Origin of the sequence: Streptomyces sp. NPDC090741, from assembly GCF_044769045.1 — a bacterium.
Taxonomy (GTDB): Bacteria; Actinomycetota; Actinomycetes; order Streptomycetales; family Streptomycetaceae; genus Streptomyces.
Map to the genome: position 1 here is coordinate 512,335 of NZ_JBIVXF010000003.1, position 14,801 is coordinate 527,135.

The 14,801-nt window shown below is 73.9% G+C and carries 12 protein-coding genes and 1 pseudogene; 6 read left to right on the forward strand and 7 right to left on the reverse strand.

Translation table 11 applies throughout. From position 1 onward, the window contains the following. Nucleotides 1-104 precede the first annotated feature (104 nt). Together ACIQU4_RS11835 and ACIQU4_RS11840 are read left to right on the forward strand one after the other, a co-directional pair. Entirely contained in the window at nt 105-1,865 is a 1,761-nt protein-coding gene (locus ACIQU4_RS11835; RefSeq protein ID WP_403728411.1) for a stealth conserved region 3 domain-containing protein, read from the forward strand. An 85-nt stretch (nt 1,866-1,950) separates the two neighbouring features. Continuing rightward, nucleotides 1,951-2,613 (forward strand): hypothetical protein, encoded by a 663-nt coding sequence (locus ACIQU4_RS11840; protein ID WP_403728413.1) that lies wholly within the window; start codon nt 1,951-1,953, stop codon nt 2,611-2,613. Between the two features lie 3 nt (nt 2,614-2,616). Here ACIQU4_RS11840 and ACIQU4_RS11845 read toward each other — a convergent pair whose 3' ends face one another. Continuing rightward, nucleotides 2,617-5,064, reverse strand: coding sequence for an ABC transporter (locus tag ACIQU4_RS11845; RefSeq protein ID WP_403728414.1), 2,448 nt, complete (start codon nt 5,062-5,064; stop codon nt 2,617-2,619). A 40-nt stretch (nt 5,065-5,104) separates the two neighbouring features. Next, a complete protein-coding gene (locus tag ACIQU4_RS11850) occupies nt 5,105-6,121 on the reverse strand; it encodes an LLM class flavin-dependent oxidoreductase (RefSeq protein ID WP_403728416.1) in 1,017 nt (338 codons plus the stop codon). Between the two features lie 66 nt (nt 6,122-6,187). Between ACIQU4_RS11850 and ACIQU4_RS11855 the strand changes: the two genes are divergently transcribed. Continuing rightward, entirely contained in the window at nt 6,188-6,682 is a 495-nt protein-coding gene (locus ACIQU4_RS11855; protein WP_403728418.1) for an HAD family acid phosphatase, read from the forward strand. 18 nt (nt 6,683-6,700) lie between these two features. Here ACIQU4_RS11855 and ACIQU4_RS11860 read toward each other — a convergent pair whose 3' ends face one another. Next, the gene (locus ACIQU4_RS11860) at nt 6,701-6,916 is read right to left on the reverse strand and encodes a dodecin (protein ID WP_403728420.1); all 216 of its coding nucleotides are present in this window, start codon (nt 6,914-6,916) and stop codon (nt 6,701-6,703) included. A gap of 166 nt (nt 6,917-7,082) precedes the next feature. On the opposite strand from ACIQU4_RS11860, the gene ACIQU4_RS11865 reads away from it, so the two are divergent. The 3 genes and pseudogenes from ACIQU4_RS11865 to ACIQU4_RS11875 form a co-directional block, all read left to right on the forward strand. Further along, a complete protein-coding gene (locus tag ACIQU4_RS11865) occupies nt 7,083-8,345 on the forward strand; it encodes an extracellular solute-binding protein (RefSeq protein WP_403728422.1) in 1,263 nt (420 codons plus the stop codon). A gap of 267 nt (nt 8,346-8,612) precedes the next feature. Next, on the forward strand, nt 8,613-9,467 hold the full coding sequence (locus tag ACIQU4_RS11870) for a GNAT family N-acetyltransferase (protein ID WP_403728424.1): 855 nt from the start codon (nt 8,613-8,615) through the stop codon (nt 9,465-9,467). Continuing rightward, nucleotides 9,464-9,991 (forward strand): annotated as a pseudogene (locus ACIQU4_RS11875) (lysophospholipid acyltransferase family protein); the annotation flags it as partial. The gene ACIQU4_RS11870 and the pseudogene ACIQU4_RS11875, both read left to right, overlap by 4 nt. A gap of 239 nt (nt 9,992-10,230) precedes the next feature. Here ACIQU4_RS11875 and egtD read toward each other — a convergent pair. The 4 genes from egtD to egtA are packed head-to-tail and all read right to left on the reverse strand — an operon-like array spanning nt 10,231 to nt 14,748. Continuing rightward, the gene (gene egtD / locus ACIQU4_RS11880) at nt 10,231-11,307 is read right to left on the reverse strand and encodes an L-histidine N(alpha)-methyltransferase (protein WP_403728426.1); all 1,077 of its coding nucleotides are present in this window, start codon (nt 11,305-11,307) and stop codon (nt 10,231-10,233) included. Next, nucleotides 11,304-12,062, reverse strand: coding sequence for an ergothioneine biosynthesis protein EgtC (gene egtC, locus ACIQU4_RS11885; protein WP_403728428.1), 759 nt, complete (start codon nt 12,060-12,062; stop codon nt 11,304-11,306). Before egtC ends, egtD begins: the two co-directional genes overlap by 4 nt. Continuing rightward, the gene (egtB, locus tag ACIQU4_RS11890; RefSeq protein ID WP_403728430.1) at nt 12,062-13,414 is read right to left on the reverse strand and encodes an ergothioneine biosynthesis protein EgtB; all 1,353 of its coding nucleotides are present in this window, start codon (nt 13,412-13,414) and stop codon (nt 12,062-12,064) included. Before egtB ends, egtC begins: the two co-directional genes overlap by 1 nt. After that, the gene (gene egtA / locus ACIQU4_RS11895; RefSeq protein WP_403728431.1) at nt 13,411-14,748 is read right to left on the reverse strand and encodes an ergothioneine biosynthesis glutamate--cysteine ligase EgtA; all 1,338 of its coding nucleotides are present in this window, start codon (nt 14,746-14,748) and stop codon (nt 13,411-13,413) included. Before egtA ends, egtB begins: the two co-directional genes overlap by 4 nt. Nucleotides 14,749-14,801: the final 53 nt, after the last annotated feature.

Here is a 14,801-nt window from a genome sequence, read left to right on the forward strand (position 1 = left end):
CGAGGCATCCGCCCCTGCCTGCCGGACGGCACCGCACCCCCTCACGCCGGGTGCCGTCCGCATCCTCGGGTGCCGCACACCGGCGCCGTCTCGCGAGGTCGTATATGCAGGGCCGTTCCCGTCTCCCCCTTCCCCTCGGCCTGCGCCGGATCGTACGGACGCTGCGCAGGCCCGGCGGCGTACCGAAACAGCCGGACGCCGCCCTGCGGGAGAGCACCGGGAGCGGGAGCCCGGCGCCGCCCCCGCCCGGCCGGGCCCGTGAGGACGAGCTGCTGGGAAAACTGCCCGGCCTGGTCCGCCACCGCGGCCGGCTCTCCCGGGTCCGCGACGACCTGCTGCCCGCCGGCGCCCGGGACGCCAACCTGAGGGCGGTCGCCGAGGGACTCGAAACGGCCGGCGTCCCGTACGGGCTGGTCCCCGACGGGGAGCTCCGGCACCGGGTGGCCATCGCCCCGGGCGACCGCGCGAGCGCCCTGAAGGCATGCGCCGCGGCCTTCGCCGGGCTCCCGGTGTACGCCCGGCTCCTCGGCGACGGCGACGGCGACGGCGACGGCGGCGAAGCCGGGGAGGTCCTCGCCGAAACACTCCCCGAAGCCGTCGCGGCCCAGGAGGGCCCGCCCGCCGGCACCCACCCCCCGAAGATCAAGGGCATCCGGCTCTTCCAGCCGGTCGTCACCTCCGGCCGGACCGTGGCCTACGGCCCCGAAACCGGCTGTGACCTGGAGTTCTGGGAGGCCGCCGAGTCCGGCATCGGAGCGATCGCCGGGCTGCGCGAGACCCCGTACGGCTGGTGGGTGCCCACCCTCGAAGCCACGTCCACCACCCGCGTCGGCGACCGCGACCACCCCGTCGTCGACGCCTTCGCGGGCTGCTTCCCCGACGACATCGACTTCCCGGTCGACGCCGTGATCACCTGGGTCGACGCCGCCGACCCCGCCTGGCGCCGCCGCCGGGACCGCGCCGCCGCCGGGGCCACCGCCGCAGAACACGCCTCTGTCGACCACGCCGAGAACCGCTACCGCGACCGCGGGGAGCTCCGCTACTGCCTGCGCTCCATCGCCGCCCACGCGCCCTGGATCCGCCGCGTCTTCATCGTCACCGACGACCAGACCCCGCCCTGGCTGGCCACCGACCACCCCCAGGTCACCGTCGTCGACCACCGCGAGCTGTTCGCCGACCCCGCCGGCCTCCCCGTCTTCAACTCCCACGCCATCGAGAGCCAGCTCCACCGCGTCCCCGGCCTCGCCGAGCACTTCCTCTACTTCAACGACGACATCTTCCTCGGCCGCCCGCAGCGCCCCCAGAACTACTTCCTCTCCTCCGGTCTGCCCAAGGTCTTCCACGACCAGCGGGCCGTGGCCCCCAGCGCCCCCGGCGCCGACGACGACGTCTTCACCGCCTCCCAGAAGGCCACCCGCCACGCGGTGGAACAGGCAGCCGGCCGCACCTACCCGCATATCCTGGCCCACACCCCGTACCCCCTCAGCCGCTCCCTCTTCGCCCACGTCGAGGAGCGGCTGCCCGGCCGGCTGACCACCACCAGCCGCTCGGTCTTCCGCAGCGCCGACGACCTCGCCCCCGTCACCCTCGCCTCCCACCTGGCCCTCGCCGACGGCCGTGCCGTGGAGGGCGAACTGCACCACGCGTACGTCAGCACCGGGCGGGCCGAGGAAATCGACCGGCTGCCCGGCCTGGCGGCCGCCCGCTGGGCCGACGCGTTCTGCCTCGCCGACGACGACACCGGCCCCGGGCTCTCGCCCCAGGAGCAGCAGCGCGCGGTCGCCGCCTTCCTGGAGGCGTACTTCCCGGTGCCCTCGCCCTACGAGAGGTGCGGGCCGTACGGGACGCCTCGGCCGATCGGCTGATCCGATCGGCCGACCGGGCGCTCGTGCCGGCACTACGCCGCGCCGCGCCACGGAGGCGTCCGGCCGGTGGGGGACAGTGGGCCCCATGCCAGAAGCCCCCGCCGGGTCCGGACCGCGCCGCCGCACCCTCCTGGCGGCCGCCGCCCTCGCCCCGCTCGCGATGGCCGGCTGCTCCGCGGAGGATCCGTCCACCGCCTCCCACGGCCCGAAGGCCGCGCCGAAGGATGCCCTGGTCATGGTGATCCGGCACGCGGAGAAGCCGTATGCGGGGGACCTGGGCGAGGACGAGGACGGCAACGAGGACCCCGGATCACTCGCCGGGCGCGGCCGCCGCCGCGCCGAGGAACTGCACCGCCTGTTCCCGCCGGCCGGTGGTTCGGCGCTGCCGCGCCCGGCCGTCGTCTTCGCGGCAGGCGGCCCGTCCGGTCCCGGAGGCCGCCCCCCGGCCCGCTGCCGCCAGACGGTCGAGCCGCTGACCGCCGCCCTCCGCGCGCCCCTGCGCGCCGAGTTCGCCGTCGGCGCCGAGGAGGCCCTGGCGCGCGCCGCGCTGGCCGCCCCGATGCCCGTACTCGTCTGCTGGGAACACACCGGAGTCCCCCGCCTGATCCACGCCCTCGGCGCCCACCAGGTCCTCGGCGTCCCCGCCGCCTGGCCCGACCGCTACGACCTGGTGTGGACGTTCACCCGCCGGCAGGGCCGGTGGAGCTTCCGCGAACTCGCGCAGCACCTGCTCCCGGGCGACGCGTAGCCCCTACACCTCGCGCAGCGCCCGCGCGAGGTAGCCCGCCGTACGGCCCGCGCCCGCGGCGGCGACCTCCGCCGGCGTGCCCGCCGCGACGATCCGGCCGCCGTCCGTGCCGCCGCCCGGACCCAGGTCGATCACCCAGTCCGCGCCCGCCACCACCTCCATGTCGTGCTCCACGACCACCACCGAGTGCCCGGCGTCCACCAGCCCGTGCAACTGCCGCAGCAGCACCCGCACATCCGCCGGATGCAGCCCGGTCGTCGGCTCGTCCAGCACGTACAGGGTGTGGTCGCGGCGCAGGCGCTGGAGCTCCGTCGCCAGCTTGATCCGCTGCGCCTCGCCGCCCGACAGTTCCGTGGCCGGCTGCCCCAGCCGCAGATAGCCGAGCCCGATGTCCTCCAGCGCCCGCAGACTGCGCGCCGCCGCCGGGACCTGTGCGAAGAAGGCCGCCGCGGACTCCACCGTCAGGCCCAGCACCTCCGCGATGTTCAACCCCTCGTACCGCACGTCCAGGGTCTCGGTGTTGTACCGGGCCCCGGCGCACTGGGGGCACGGGGCGTACGTACTCGGCAGGAACAGCAGCTCCACCGAGACGAACCCCTCGCCCTGGCAGGTCTCGCACCGGCCGCCCGGCACGTTGAAGGAGAACCGGCCCGCCTTCCAGCCGCGCGCCCGCGCCTGCGGAGCCTGCGTGAACAGCTTGCGCACCACGTCGAACAGTCCCGTGTACGTGGCCAGGTTGGACCGCGGGGTCCGGCCGATCGGCTTCTGGTCCACCTCCACCAGCCGCCGCACCGGGAACCCCGGATCCGCGATCCGCTCCCCGACCTCCCGGGCGAGCACCTGGCCCACCAGCGTGGACTTGCCCGACCCCGACACGCCGGTGACCGCCGTGAACACCCCGAGCGGGAACTCGGCGTCCACGCCCCGCAGGTTGTGCCGCTCGACGGCGGTGAGCCGGACCGAACCGCTCGCCGTCCGCACCGGCCGCCGCAGTCCCGCCTCAGCCTCCGCCTCAGCCTTCGCCTCCGCCCCGCCCGTCCCGAACAGGTGCCGCGCCGTCGCCGACTCCGCCACTCCCGCGAGCTCCCGCGGCGGCCCGCTGTACAGCACCCGCCCGCCGTGCTCCCCGGCCAGCGGACCCACGTCCACCAGCCAGTCCGCATGCCGCACCACGTCGAGGTGGTGCTCGACCACGAACACCGTGTTCCCCGCCGCCTTGAGCCGGTCCAGTACGCCGAGCAGCGCCTCGGTGTCGGCCGGATGCAGACCCGCCGACGGCTCGTCCAGCACGTACACCACCCCGAACAGCCCGGACCGCAGCTGCGTCGCCAGCCTCAGCCGCTGCAGCTCGCCCGCCGACAGGGTCGGCGCCGTGCGGTCCAGGCTCAGATAGCCGAGCCCGAGCTCCACGACCGGCCCGATCCGGGACCGCAGGTCCTCGGCGAGCACCCGGGCCGCCTCCCCGCCCGCGGGCGCGTTCTCCCGTACGGGATCCGGTACGCGGGCCAGTACGGCGTCCAGGGCGGTCAGCGGCAGCGCCGCCAGCTCCGCGATCGTACGGCCCGCGAACGTCACGGCCAGCGCCGCGGGTCCCAGCCGCCGGCCCGCGCACACCGGGCACGGTGAATCGGTCAGGAACCGCTCCGCACGGGCCCGCAGCGTGGCGCTCTTGCTGTCGGAGAACGTCCGCATCACGTAGCGGTGGGCGCTCATGTAGGTGCCCTGGTACGGCCGTTGGATCCGGTCCGCATCCCGCACCGGATGCACCGTGACCACCGGCTGCTCCTCGGTGAACAGGATCCACTCGCGGTCCTTCGCGGGCAACTCCCGCCAGGGCGCGTCCACGTCGTACCCGAGCACCTCCAGGATGTCCCGGAGGTTCTTGCCCTGCCAGGCCCCGGGCCAGGCGGCGATGGCGCCCTGACGGATCGACAGCCCCGGGTCCGGCACCAGGAGTTCCTCGCTGGTGCGGTGGATGCTGCCGAGTCCGTGACAGGAAGGGCAGGCCCCGGCGGCCGTGTTGGGGGAGAAGGCGTCCGAGTCGAGCCGCTCGGCGCCCGGCGGGTAGGTCCCGGCGCGCGAGTAAAGCATCCGCAGGGAGTTGGACAGCAGGGTCACCGTCCCGACCGAGGACCGCGAGCCGGGGGAGGAGCGCCGCTGCTCCAGGGAGACCGCGGGCGGCAGCCCGGTGACGGAGTCCACCTTCGGGGCGCCGATCTGGTGGATGAGACGGCGGGCGTACGGGGCCACCGACTCGAAGTACCGGCGCTGGGCCTCGGCGTAGAGCGTGCCGAAGGCCAGGGAGCTCTTCCCGGAGCCGGAGACCCCGGTGAACACGGTCAGGGCGTCGCGCGGGATGTCCACGTCGACGCCGCGCAGATTGTGTTCCCGGGCACCCCTTACCCGTACGAAGGGGTCGTGGTGGTTCTCGGGCGCGGTGGAGTGGTGCATTCGCACCAGTTTACGGGCCGCTTCCCAGGGCTGCCCGCAGTCAGAGCCGGGCCGGCCCGGCCGCCCCCGCCAGCCCGGCCACCCGGGCCAGCCGCTCGAAGGAGTCCAGCAGCGCCGTGCGGTCGTACGTGGAGGTGGTGACCAGCAGCTCGTCCGCGCCCGTCAGGTCGGCCACTTCGGCCAGCTGCGCCGCGACCTGCTCCTCGGTGCCGTGGATGTGCCCGGCGAGCCCGCCCTCGTACAACTCCCGCTCCTTCGGGGTCATGGCCAGCGCCTCCACCTCCTGCGCCGGGCGCAGCGGCGGGAAGCTGCCCCGGGTGCGGGAGTAGGCGAGGGACCAGGCCTCCGGGATGAGGATGCGCCGGGCGGCCTCCGGGGTCCGCGCCACGGCCACCGTCCCGGAGACCACGACGTACGGCTCCGGGACGGTGGCCGAGGGGCGGAACTCCGCGCGGTAGCGCTCGATGACCTCCGTGACCCGGCCCCGGGCCCGCAGGTCGCCTACCACCAGCGGCAGCCCGGCCCGGGCCGCGATCCCGGCGCCCTCGCCGGTGGCCAGCACGTAGGCCGGTATCCGCAGCCCCTCCGCCGGGCGGGCGTGCACCTCGGGGTGCGCCTGCTGGCTGCCGTCCAGCCAGCCCAGCAGCTCCGCCAGCTGCTCCTCGAAGCGGTCGGCGTCCCCGGTGTCCCGGCCCAGCGCCCGCCGGATCCCGCCGGTGAAGCCGACCGAGCGGCCGAGCCCCATGTCGATCCGGCCGGGGAACAGCGACTCCAGGACCCCGAACTGCTCCGCGATCACCAGCGGTTGGTGGTTGGGCAGCATCACCCCGCCCGTGCCGACCCGGATCCGCCGGGTGGCCCCGGCGACGGCCGCGGCCAGTACGGCGGGCGCGGAGCCCGCGACTCCGGGGACGCTGTGGTGCTCGGAGACCCAGAACCGGTGGTAGCCGAGCCGCTCCGCCGCGCGGGCGAGCTCCACGGTGTCGCGCAGGGCCTGCGGGGCCGGGTGCCCCTCGCGGGTGCGGGACCGGTCGAGGACGGAGAGTCTGCGGATCACACAAGGCTGTAACGCACACGCGCCGAAAGGATTCCCCGCCAGGATTCCCTGCCTAATCTGACCCGTATGAGTGACAGCAACGACCGTCGGCCGCTGGCCGTGTTCGACATCGACAACACCCTGGCCGACACCGACCACCGCCAGCACTTCCTGGAGAGCCGGCCCCGGGACTGGGACGGCTTCTTCGGCGCGGCCCCGGCCGACCCGCCGCTGGCGCGCGGGGTGGCGCTGGCGGTGGAACAGGCGGCCGACTGCGAGGTCGTGTACCTGACCGGGCGCCCGGAGCGGTGCCGCGCCGATACGCAGGAGTGGCTGACCCGGCACGGGCTGCCCGAGGGCCGGCTGTGGATGCGCGGGAACCAGGACCGCAGGCCGGCCCGGACCACCAAGCTGGAGGTGCTGCGGCGGATCGCCCGTGGCCGGGAGGTGCGGATGCTCGTGGACGACGACGAGCTCGTCTGCCAGGCGGCGCGCGCCGCGGGCTTCAAGGCGGTCCTGGCGGACTGGGCGGCGGACGCGCCGGAGCTCAAGTCGGCACAGGAGGGGGAGGGCCGCACCTGATCCGTGGCGGAACCGGGCTCAGTCCTCGCCGTCGAGGCGGAACCCGACCTTGAGCCCCACCTGGTAATGCGCCACCGCGCCGTTCTCGATGTGCCCGCGCACCTGCGTGACCTCGAACCAGTCCAGGTTGTGCAGCGTCTGGCCGGCCCGGGTGATGCCGTTGCGGATGGCCTGATCGATGCTCTCGGGGGAGGTGCCGACGATCTCGGTCACCCGGTAGGTGTGGTTCGACATGGGTTCTCCCGACGGTGGGTGGCTTTTGCCTCGTTCCACGGTGCCCCAGTAAGTGCGTCTTCGCGAACTTTGTGTGAACAGTCCCGAGCGGCAGGGCCTTGACCCACCCATTGGTCTATGCCAATTTCAAGCCATCTCCGAGACCGGACTCCAGAAGGTGACCTTCGTGAAGATGCGCTTCCTCGCCGTGTGCACGGCCCTCGCGGCCGCGACCGCCCTCACGGGCTGCAGTCAGCTGGCGGGATCGGCCGGAGGGGCGCAGAAGGTGACCCTCTGGCTGATGAAGGGCAGCGCCTCGGAGGACTTCATCGCGAAGTTCACCTCCTCTTTCGAGAAGGAGCACCCCGGCGTCGACCTGGACGTCAAGATCCAGGAGTGGACGGGCATCGGCGAGAAGGTCAACGCCGTGCTCGCGGGCAAGGGCGGCGAGAGCGCCGACGTCATCGAGGTCGGCAACACCCAGGTCGCCCAGTACATCGAGACCGGCGGCCTGTCCGAACTCACCCTGGAGGGCCTGCGCGAGTGGGGCAGCAAGGACTGGCTCAAGGGCCTCTCCGACCCGGGAAGCATCGACGGCGCCCAGTACGGCGTCCCGTGGTACGCCGCCAACCGCGTGGTGATCTACAACAAGGACCTCTTCGCGAACGCCGGCATCAAGACCCCGCCCAGGAACCGGCAGGAGTGGATCCAGGCCACCCAGAAGCTCGACAAGGGCGACCGGCAGGGCATCTACCTGCCCGGCCAGAACTGGTACGTCCTCTCCGGGTTCATCTGGGACGAGGGCGGCGAGCTCGCCGTCGAGACCGGCGGAGAGTGGGTCGGCACCCTCGACGACGACAAGGCCCTGGCCGGCATGGAGTTCTACAAGCAGCTCCAGGCCCTCGGCGACGGCCCCAAGAACGCCGACGAGGAGACGCCCCCGCAGTCCGAGGTCTTCGCCGGCGGCGAGGTCGCCCAGATCGTCGCCCCGCCCGGCCAGGCCGCCGCCATCGAGGCCGCCAACCCGGCCCTCAAGGGCAAGATCGGCTTCTTCCCGGTCCCCGGCAAGACCTCCGACAAGCCCGGCGCCGTCTTCACCGGCGGCTCGGACCTGATCATCCCCGAGCGGACGAAGCACCGGCGCCAGGCCGTCGACGTGATCACCGCGCTCGTCAGCGAGACCTGGCAGACCGAACTCGCCCGCACGATGAGCTACGTACCGAACAAGGCCACCCTCGCGCACGTCGTCGACGGCAACGAGGGCGCCGCGAGCATGGCTCCCGGAGCCGCCCAGGGGCGCGCCACCCCGAAGTCCGCCCGCTGGGCCGAGGTCGAGGGCAAGAACCCGATCAAGCCCTACATGACGGCCGTACTCACCGGACAGGACCCGAAGCAGGCCGCCAAGGAGGCCTCTGACATGATCAGCAAGGTCCTCAGCTCCGACCGCTGAGCCTGGCCGAGGGGCGCTCCTGAGCGCCCGTCGAGCACCCCGCGAGCCCCCGTCGAGCGCCGCCCAGGCACCTGCCCAGCGCCTTTCGAGCGGGTGTCGAGCCCCCTTCGAGCATGTGCCGAGTTCCGGCGCGCCCGCCGAGTTCAGCGTTCGCACATCCAAGTGCCGCTGAGCAGTCATGTCGAATCCAGCCAGTCACGGAAGAAGTAAAGGAGCCAGGCCGCACCACCTGCCGGCCTGGCTCCCGTGCCCGGATCAGGAGCCGCCATGACCATCGCCCCCCTGTCCCCGTCCACCCTTCCCCCCACCGTGACCTCGGCCGTCACTCCTCTCCTCACCCCCGCAGCCGTACCCGCGGTCGCACCCGTCGCGGTACCCGCGGCCCTCCCCGCCACCCCCCACTACACCGTCCGCCTCGCCCGTGACGAGGACGAGGTGCGCGCCGCCCAGCGCCTGCGCCACCTGGTCTTCGCCGGCGAGCTCGGCGCCCGCCTCGACGGACCCGAGCCGGGGCTCGACTCCGACGCCTTCGACGCCTACTGCGACCACCTCCTCGTCGTCGAGGAGGAGACCGAGCAGGTCGTCGGCACCTACCGGCTGCTGCCCCCGGAGCGCGCCGCCGTCGCCGGTCGCCTCTACTCCGAGGGCGAGTTCGACCTCTCGGCCCTCGCCCCGATCCGCCCGGACCTCGTCGAGGTCGGCCGCTCCTGCGTCCACCCCGACCACCGCAACGGCGCCGTCATCGCCCTGATCTGGGCCGGCCTCGCCCGCTACATGGACCGCTCCGGCCACAACTGGCTCGCCGGCTGCTGCTCGATACCGCTCGCCGACGGCGGGGTCCTGGCCGCCGCCACCCGCGAGAGCGTCCTCACCCGCAACCTCGCCCCCGAGGAGTACCGGGTCACCCCGCACCTGCCCTGGAACCCCGAGGGCATCACCTTCCCCGGCCGCATGGAGCTGCCCCCGCTGCTCCGCGGCTACCTGCGCCTGGGCGCCTGGGTCTGCGGCGAGCCCGCCCTCGACGCCGAGTTCGGCTGCGCCGACCTGTACGTCCTGCTCTCCCTGCGGCGCACCAACCCGCGCTACCTCAAGCACTTCCTCTCGCTCGTCCCGGCCGCATGAGCGTCTGGCTGCCCACCTCGCCCTGCACCCCCGAGGCCTGCGCCGGCCACGCGGGGGAGCGGGCGAGCCTCGCCCGCGCGGTGCTCCGGCTCACCACCGCCGTCGCCCTGATCCTGCTCGGGATCCTGGGCTTCCAGCCGGTCCGGCTGTTCCCCGCCCGCCCCCGCCAGGCGCTGGTACGGGCCTGGGCGACCGCCCTCGTCCGGGCCTTCGGCATACGGATCACCGTGCACGGAAACCCCGGGCCGGGCGGCGGCCGCCTGATCGTCGCCAACCACATCTCCTGGCTGGACATCCCGCTCGTCGCCGCCGCCATGCCCTGCCGGATGCTGGCCAAGAGCGACATCGGCCACTGGCCGGTGCTCGGCCCGCTCTCCCGGCAGAACGGAACCCTGTTCATCGAACGGGACCGGATCCGCGCCCTCCCCGGCACCGTCGAGACCATCACCCGCGCCCTGCTGGCCGGCGACCGCGTCACCGTCTTCCCCGAGGGCAGCACCTGGTGCGGGCGCGCCCGGGGGCCCTTCCGGCGGGCCGCCTTCCAGTCCGCCCTGGACGCCCGGGTGCCCGTACAGCCCGTGCAGCTCGAGTACCGGCTGCCGGACGGGAGCCTCGCCGGGGCGCCCGCCTTCGTCGGGGACGATCCGCTGACCGCCTCCCTGTGGCGGATCGCACGGGCCCGCGGGGTGCGGGCCGAGGTCCGGCTGCTGCCGCGGATCCCGCCGGGCCGGTACGCGGACCGGCGGGAGCTCGCGGCCGCGGCTCAGGCGGCCGTCGCCGTCGAATCCGTCTCGGTCGTCCCTGTCGTCCCCGTCACCGCTTCCTCCGCCCCCACCCCTTCCTCACTGCTCGCGGGCGTGCCGGCCCAGCCGAACTCGCCGTCGGCCACCGACAGGGACAGGGCGAAGCGGCCCTCCGCATCCGTCCACCACTGAGTCAACTCCAGTCCTGCCGCAGCGAGTTCCTTCCGTACGCCCTCCTGGCGGAACTTCGCGGAGACCTCCGTCAGGATCTCCTCGCCCGCCGCGAACGGCACCACCAGATCCAGCGCCCTGACCTTCACCACCACCTCCGACCGGGCCCGCAGCCGCATCTCGATCCATTCCTGCTCCCGGTTCCACACCGCGACGTGCTCGAAGTCCTCGGTGTGGAAATCCGCGCCCAACTCCCGGTCGACGACGGCCAGTACGTTCTTGTTGAACTCGGCCGTCACCCCCTGCGCGTCGTCGTACGCGGCCACCAGCACGGCCTCGTCCTTCACCAGGTCCGTCCCCATCAGCAGGGCGTCCCCGGGCGACAGCATCGCCCGTACGGAGGCCAGGAACACGGCGCGCTCCGGCGGCAGCAGATTGCCGACCGTGCCGCCGAGGAACACCACCAGCCGGGGCCCGGGCGCGTCCGGCAGCCGCAGCGGCTTCGTGAAGTCGGCCACCAGGGCGTGCACCCGCAGCCCCGGGTGCTCCGCCAGCAGCGTCTGCGCCGCCCCCTCCAGGGCGCTCCCGCTCACGTCCACCGGGATGTACGTGTCCAGCGCGGGCATCGCCTCGATCAGGTGCCGGGTCTTCTCGGAGGAGCCGGAGCCCAGCTCCACCAGCGTGCGCGCCCCGCTCGCCGAGGCGATCTCCCCGGCCCGCGCCAGCAGGATCTCCCGTTCGGCGCGCGTCGGGTAGTACTCGGGCAACCGGGTGATCTCCTCGAAGAGTTCGCTGCCCCGCGCGTCGTAGAACCACTTGGGCGGCAGCACCTTGGGGGACACCGTCAGTCCGTGCAGGACGTCCGCGCGCAGCGCGGTGTCGGCGGAGTGCTCGTCGAGGGTGCGGGTCAACTGGAAGTCGCTCACTGGGAGGTCTCCTTCAGCGGGGTCAGGTCGACCCGTGTGCCACGGGCGGTCAGCAGGGTCCGGTCGGGTACTTCGCACCAGCGGGAATCGTCGTCGTACGGCTCGGACGCCACCACCGTGCGCTCGGCCGCGGCGTCGGCCAGGTACCAGAGCGAATCGCCCCAGGCCGTCGCGGCGATGCCGGTGCCGTCGGTCAGCAGCAGGTTCAGCCGGGAGCCGGGCGCGGTCGCCGCGAGCTCCCGCACGGGCTCGGCGAGTGCCGAGCCGAGGTCGTCCCCCCGCTGCAGCCGGTGCAGCACCAGCGCCCAGACCAGCGCCGAGTCCGTGCTCGCGGCCAGGGACAGCAGCTCCGCGGGTGGCAGGGCGGCCGCGAGCGGCGCCGCCGCGTCCGGCCAGTCCCGTACCGCGCCGTTGTGGCTGAACAGCCACGGCCCGGCGGCGAAGGGCGCTGCCGCGGCCTCCCCGTCCGCCCCGAACACGGTGGCGTCCCGTACGGCGGCCAGCGCGGCCCGCGTACGGACGACCCGGGCCAGATCGGCGAAGTTGGGGTCCCCCCAGATCGGCCCGGCCCGCCGGTAGCGCGCGGGGGCCGGGTCGCCCTCCGCGTACCAGCCGACGCCGAAGCCGTCGGCGTTGACCGTGCCGTGGCCCTGCCGGCGCGGCTCCCAGGACTGCCGCACGAGGGAGTGCTCGGGCTCGGTCAGCAGTCGGGCCAGGGGTATCTCGGGCCCGACGAAAGCGATATGACGGCACATCAGGCATCCCTCGCGGTCCGGAACCCGGAGAAGATCTGCCGGCGCACGGGCAGGTCCCAGTTGCGGAAGGTGCCCCGGCAGGCCACCTGGTCCACGGCGAACGAGCCGCCGCGCAGCACCTTGTGCTCCGGCCCGAAGAACACCTCCGAGTACTCGCGGTACGGGAAGGCCCGGAACCCCGGGTACGGCAGGAAATCGGAGGCGGTCCACTCCCACACGTCGCCGATCAGCTGGCGCACCCCGAGCGGGGACGCCCCGGCCGGGTAGCTGCCCGCCGGGGCCGGACGCAGATGGCGCTGGCCGAGGTTGGCGTGCGCCGGGGTCGGGTCCTCGTCGCCCCAGGGGTAGCGGGTGGAGCGGCCGGTGACCGGGTCGTGCCGGGCGGCCTTCTCCCACTCCGCCTCCGTGGGCAGCCGGCGTCCGGCCCAGCGGGCGTACGCGTCCGCCTCGTACCAGCTGACGTGCAGTACGGGCTCGTCGGCTGGCACCGGCTCGGTCACGCCGAAGCGGCGGCGCAGCCACTGGCCGGCCTCCCGGCGCCAGAACAGCGGCGCCTCGATCCCGTGCCGGTGTATCTGGTCCCAGCCCTCGGGGGCCCACCAGCGGTCGTCCCGGTAGCCGCCGTCGGCGATGAAGGCCTGGTACGCGGAGTTGGTCACCGGCGCCGTGTCGATCCAGAACGCCCCGGTGTCCCGGGTGTGCGCGGGCCGTTCGTTGTCCAGCGACCACGGCTCGGCGGAGGTGCCCATCGTGAACGGGCCGCCGGGGACCAGGACTTCGGCGGCCGCGGGGGGCGGGCCCTGCGGGGGATCCGGATCGGGCGCGGTGAGCACCGGCTCGCCCCGGCGCAGCTGATGGGTGATCAGCATGGTCTCGTCGTGCTGCTGTTCGTGCTGGGCGATCATCCCGAACGCGAAACCGTCGTCCAGCAGCGCGGAACCCTCCAGCGCGGTGCGCTCCAGCAGGTCGAAGACCCGGCCGCGCACCTCGGCCGTGTAGCGCCGGGCCTCCGCCGGCCCCAGCAGGGGCAGCTTCGGCCGCTCGGAGCGGGGGTGTTGGAACGCGTCGTAGAGCGGGTCGATCTCGGGGTGCAGGGAGTCGTGTCCGGCCAGGTTGCGCAGCAGCCAGAGCTCCTCCTGGTTCCCGATGTGGGCCAGGTCCCAGACGAGCGGGGACATCAACGGGGAGTGCTGGGCGGTCAGATCGCGATCGTTCACGGCATCGGTGAGCAGGACGGTACGGGTGCGGGCCGCGCTCAGGGCGGCGAAGGCCCGCTCGCGCAGGTCGGCGGGTGTCCAGCGGGTGGGCGCGAGGTCCGTCGGTGTGCGGTCGGCTGAAGGCGATGCGGTCATGAGCGGGCCCCCGTCCCGGTGAGCTGCAGGTATCCGTCGTCGGCCGGGCAGCGGCCGCGCAGTGCGAAGCGTTCGGTGAACGTGCCGACCACGTCTTGGACGTGCCGGCTCGCGCCGAGCCGCGGCAGCGCCTCGGCGGCGGCCCGGAAGCAGGTGGTGGCTGCCGTCCGCAGTTCCGGATCGGCCAGGCCGTGCCGGGCGGCGGACTGCCACAGGGGATTGCGCGGCGCGGGCCGCGGCCCGTGGGTGTCGGCCAGCGCCTTCGCCACCCGGTACGCGCTCTCGGCGGCCTCCGGGTCGTCGAACAGCGCGTGCACGACGGCCACCGGCACCAGCCAGCCGTCGTCACCGGGTTGGGCGTCGATCATCCGGAACTCCAGGTGCCCGCGCGGGCGCACCGGCGGGAACAGCGTGGTCAGGTGGTACTCCAGGTCCTCTGCGGTGGGCGGCCGCAGGCCGTCCGGGCCCGGGGTGCCGTTGCCGGCGGCCCCGGCCTCGCTTGCGCGCAGCCAGTCGCGGAAGGTCATGCCGTACGGGACCGGCCACGGCCCGTCGCCGGCCGACCGTACGCACATCACCTCGGTGTCGAGCGCGTGCCGGGTCCAGCCGCTGCGGGGTTCGGTGTCCAGCGGCGGGGCGAGCGAGCGCCGGGCGTCGAGATCGTTCCAGATCCCCTGGCGGGAGCACCGCCAGCCGGCGTACGGGCCCTCGTGCGCGGGGGAGTTGGCGAAGGCCGCCACGAACATGGCGCCCAGCAGATGTGCCAGCCGCCAGCGCCGGCCGTACCCGAGCGCACCCGGTTCCTCGTGCCCGGCGTCCACGCAGACCTGCACGGAGGCGGAGGAGCACATCATGGCGCGCCCGGCCGGGCCGGTGCGGTCGAAGTAGCTCTCCATCGCGTCGTAGCGCGGGCTGCACAGCAGGCGGCGCAGCGGCCGACGCGGATCGCGGCCGGTGCCGCGCAGGGCCAGGCCCTGGGACCGCAGAGCGGCCCGTACGGCGGTGAGGTCGGCCTGCAGGCCGTCCACGCAGCCGGAGAGGGAGGGGGCGGGCGCGGAGCTGAGCTCCAGCTGGCCGCCGGGCTCGACGGTGAACCGGGAGTGCAGGGGCAGGGCGCGGGCCGCTTCGTGCGCGGCGGTCAGCCGGTCGGGCGGCAGTATCTCGCCGGGCCGCTCGGCGTCCAGTACGAGCCATTCGAGCTCGGCGCCGAGGGTGTGGGGCGGGCCCGTCTTGAAACAGATGCCGTGGACCAGGTCCTCGGCGGCGGTTTCGCTGAGAGCGGGTGAGTCGCCCTGGGCCTGCGGGTCTGGTGGTGCGTACGAGTCCTGTGGCATGGCAGGGTCTCCTGTCCACGAGTGTGACTTGACCATGCCTACCTACCCGTCCT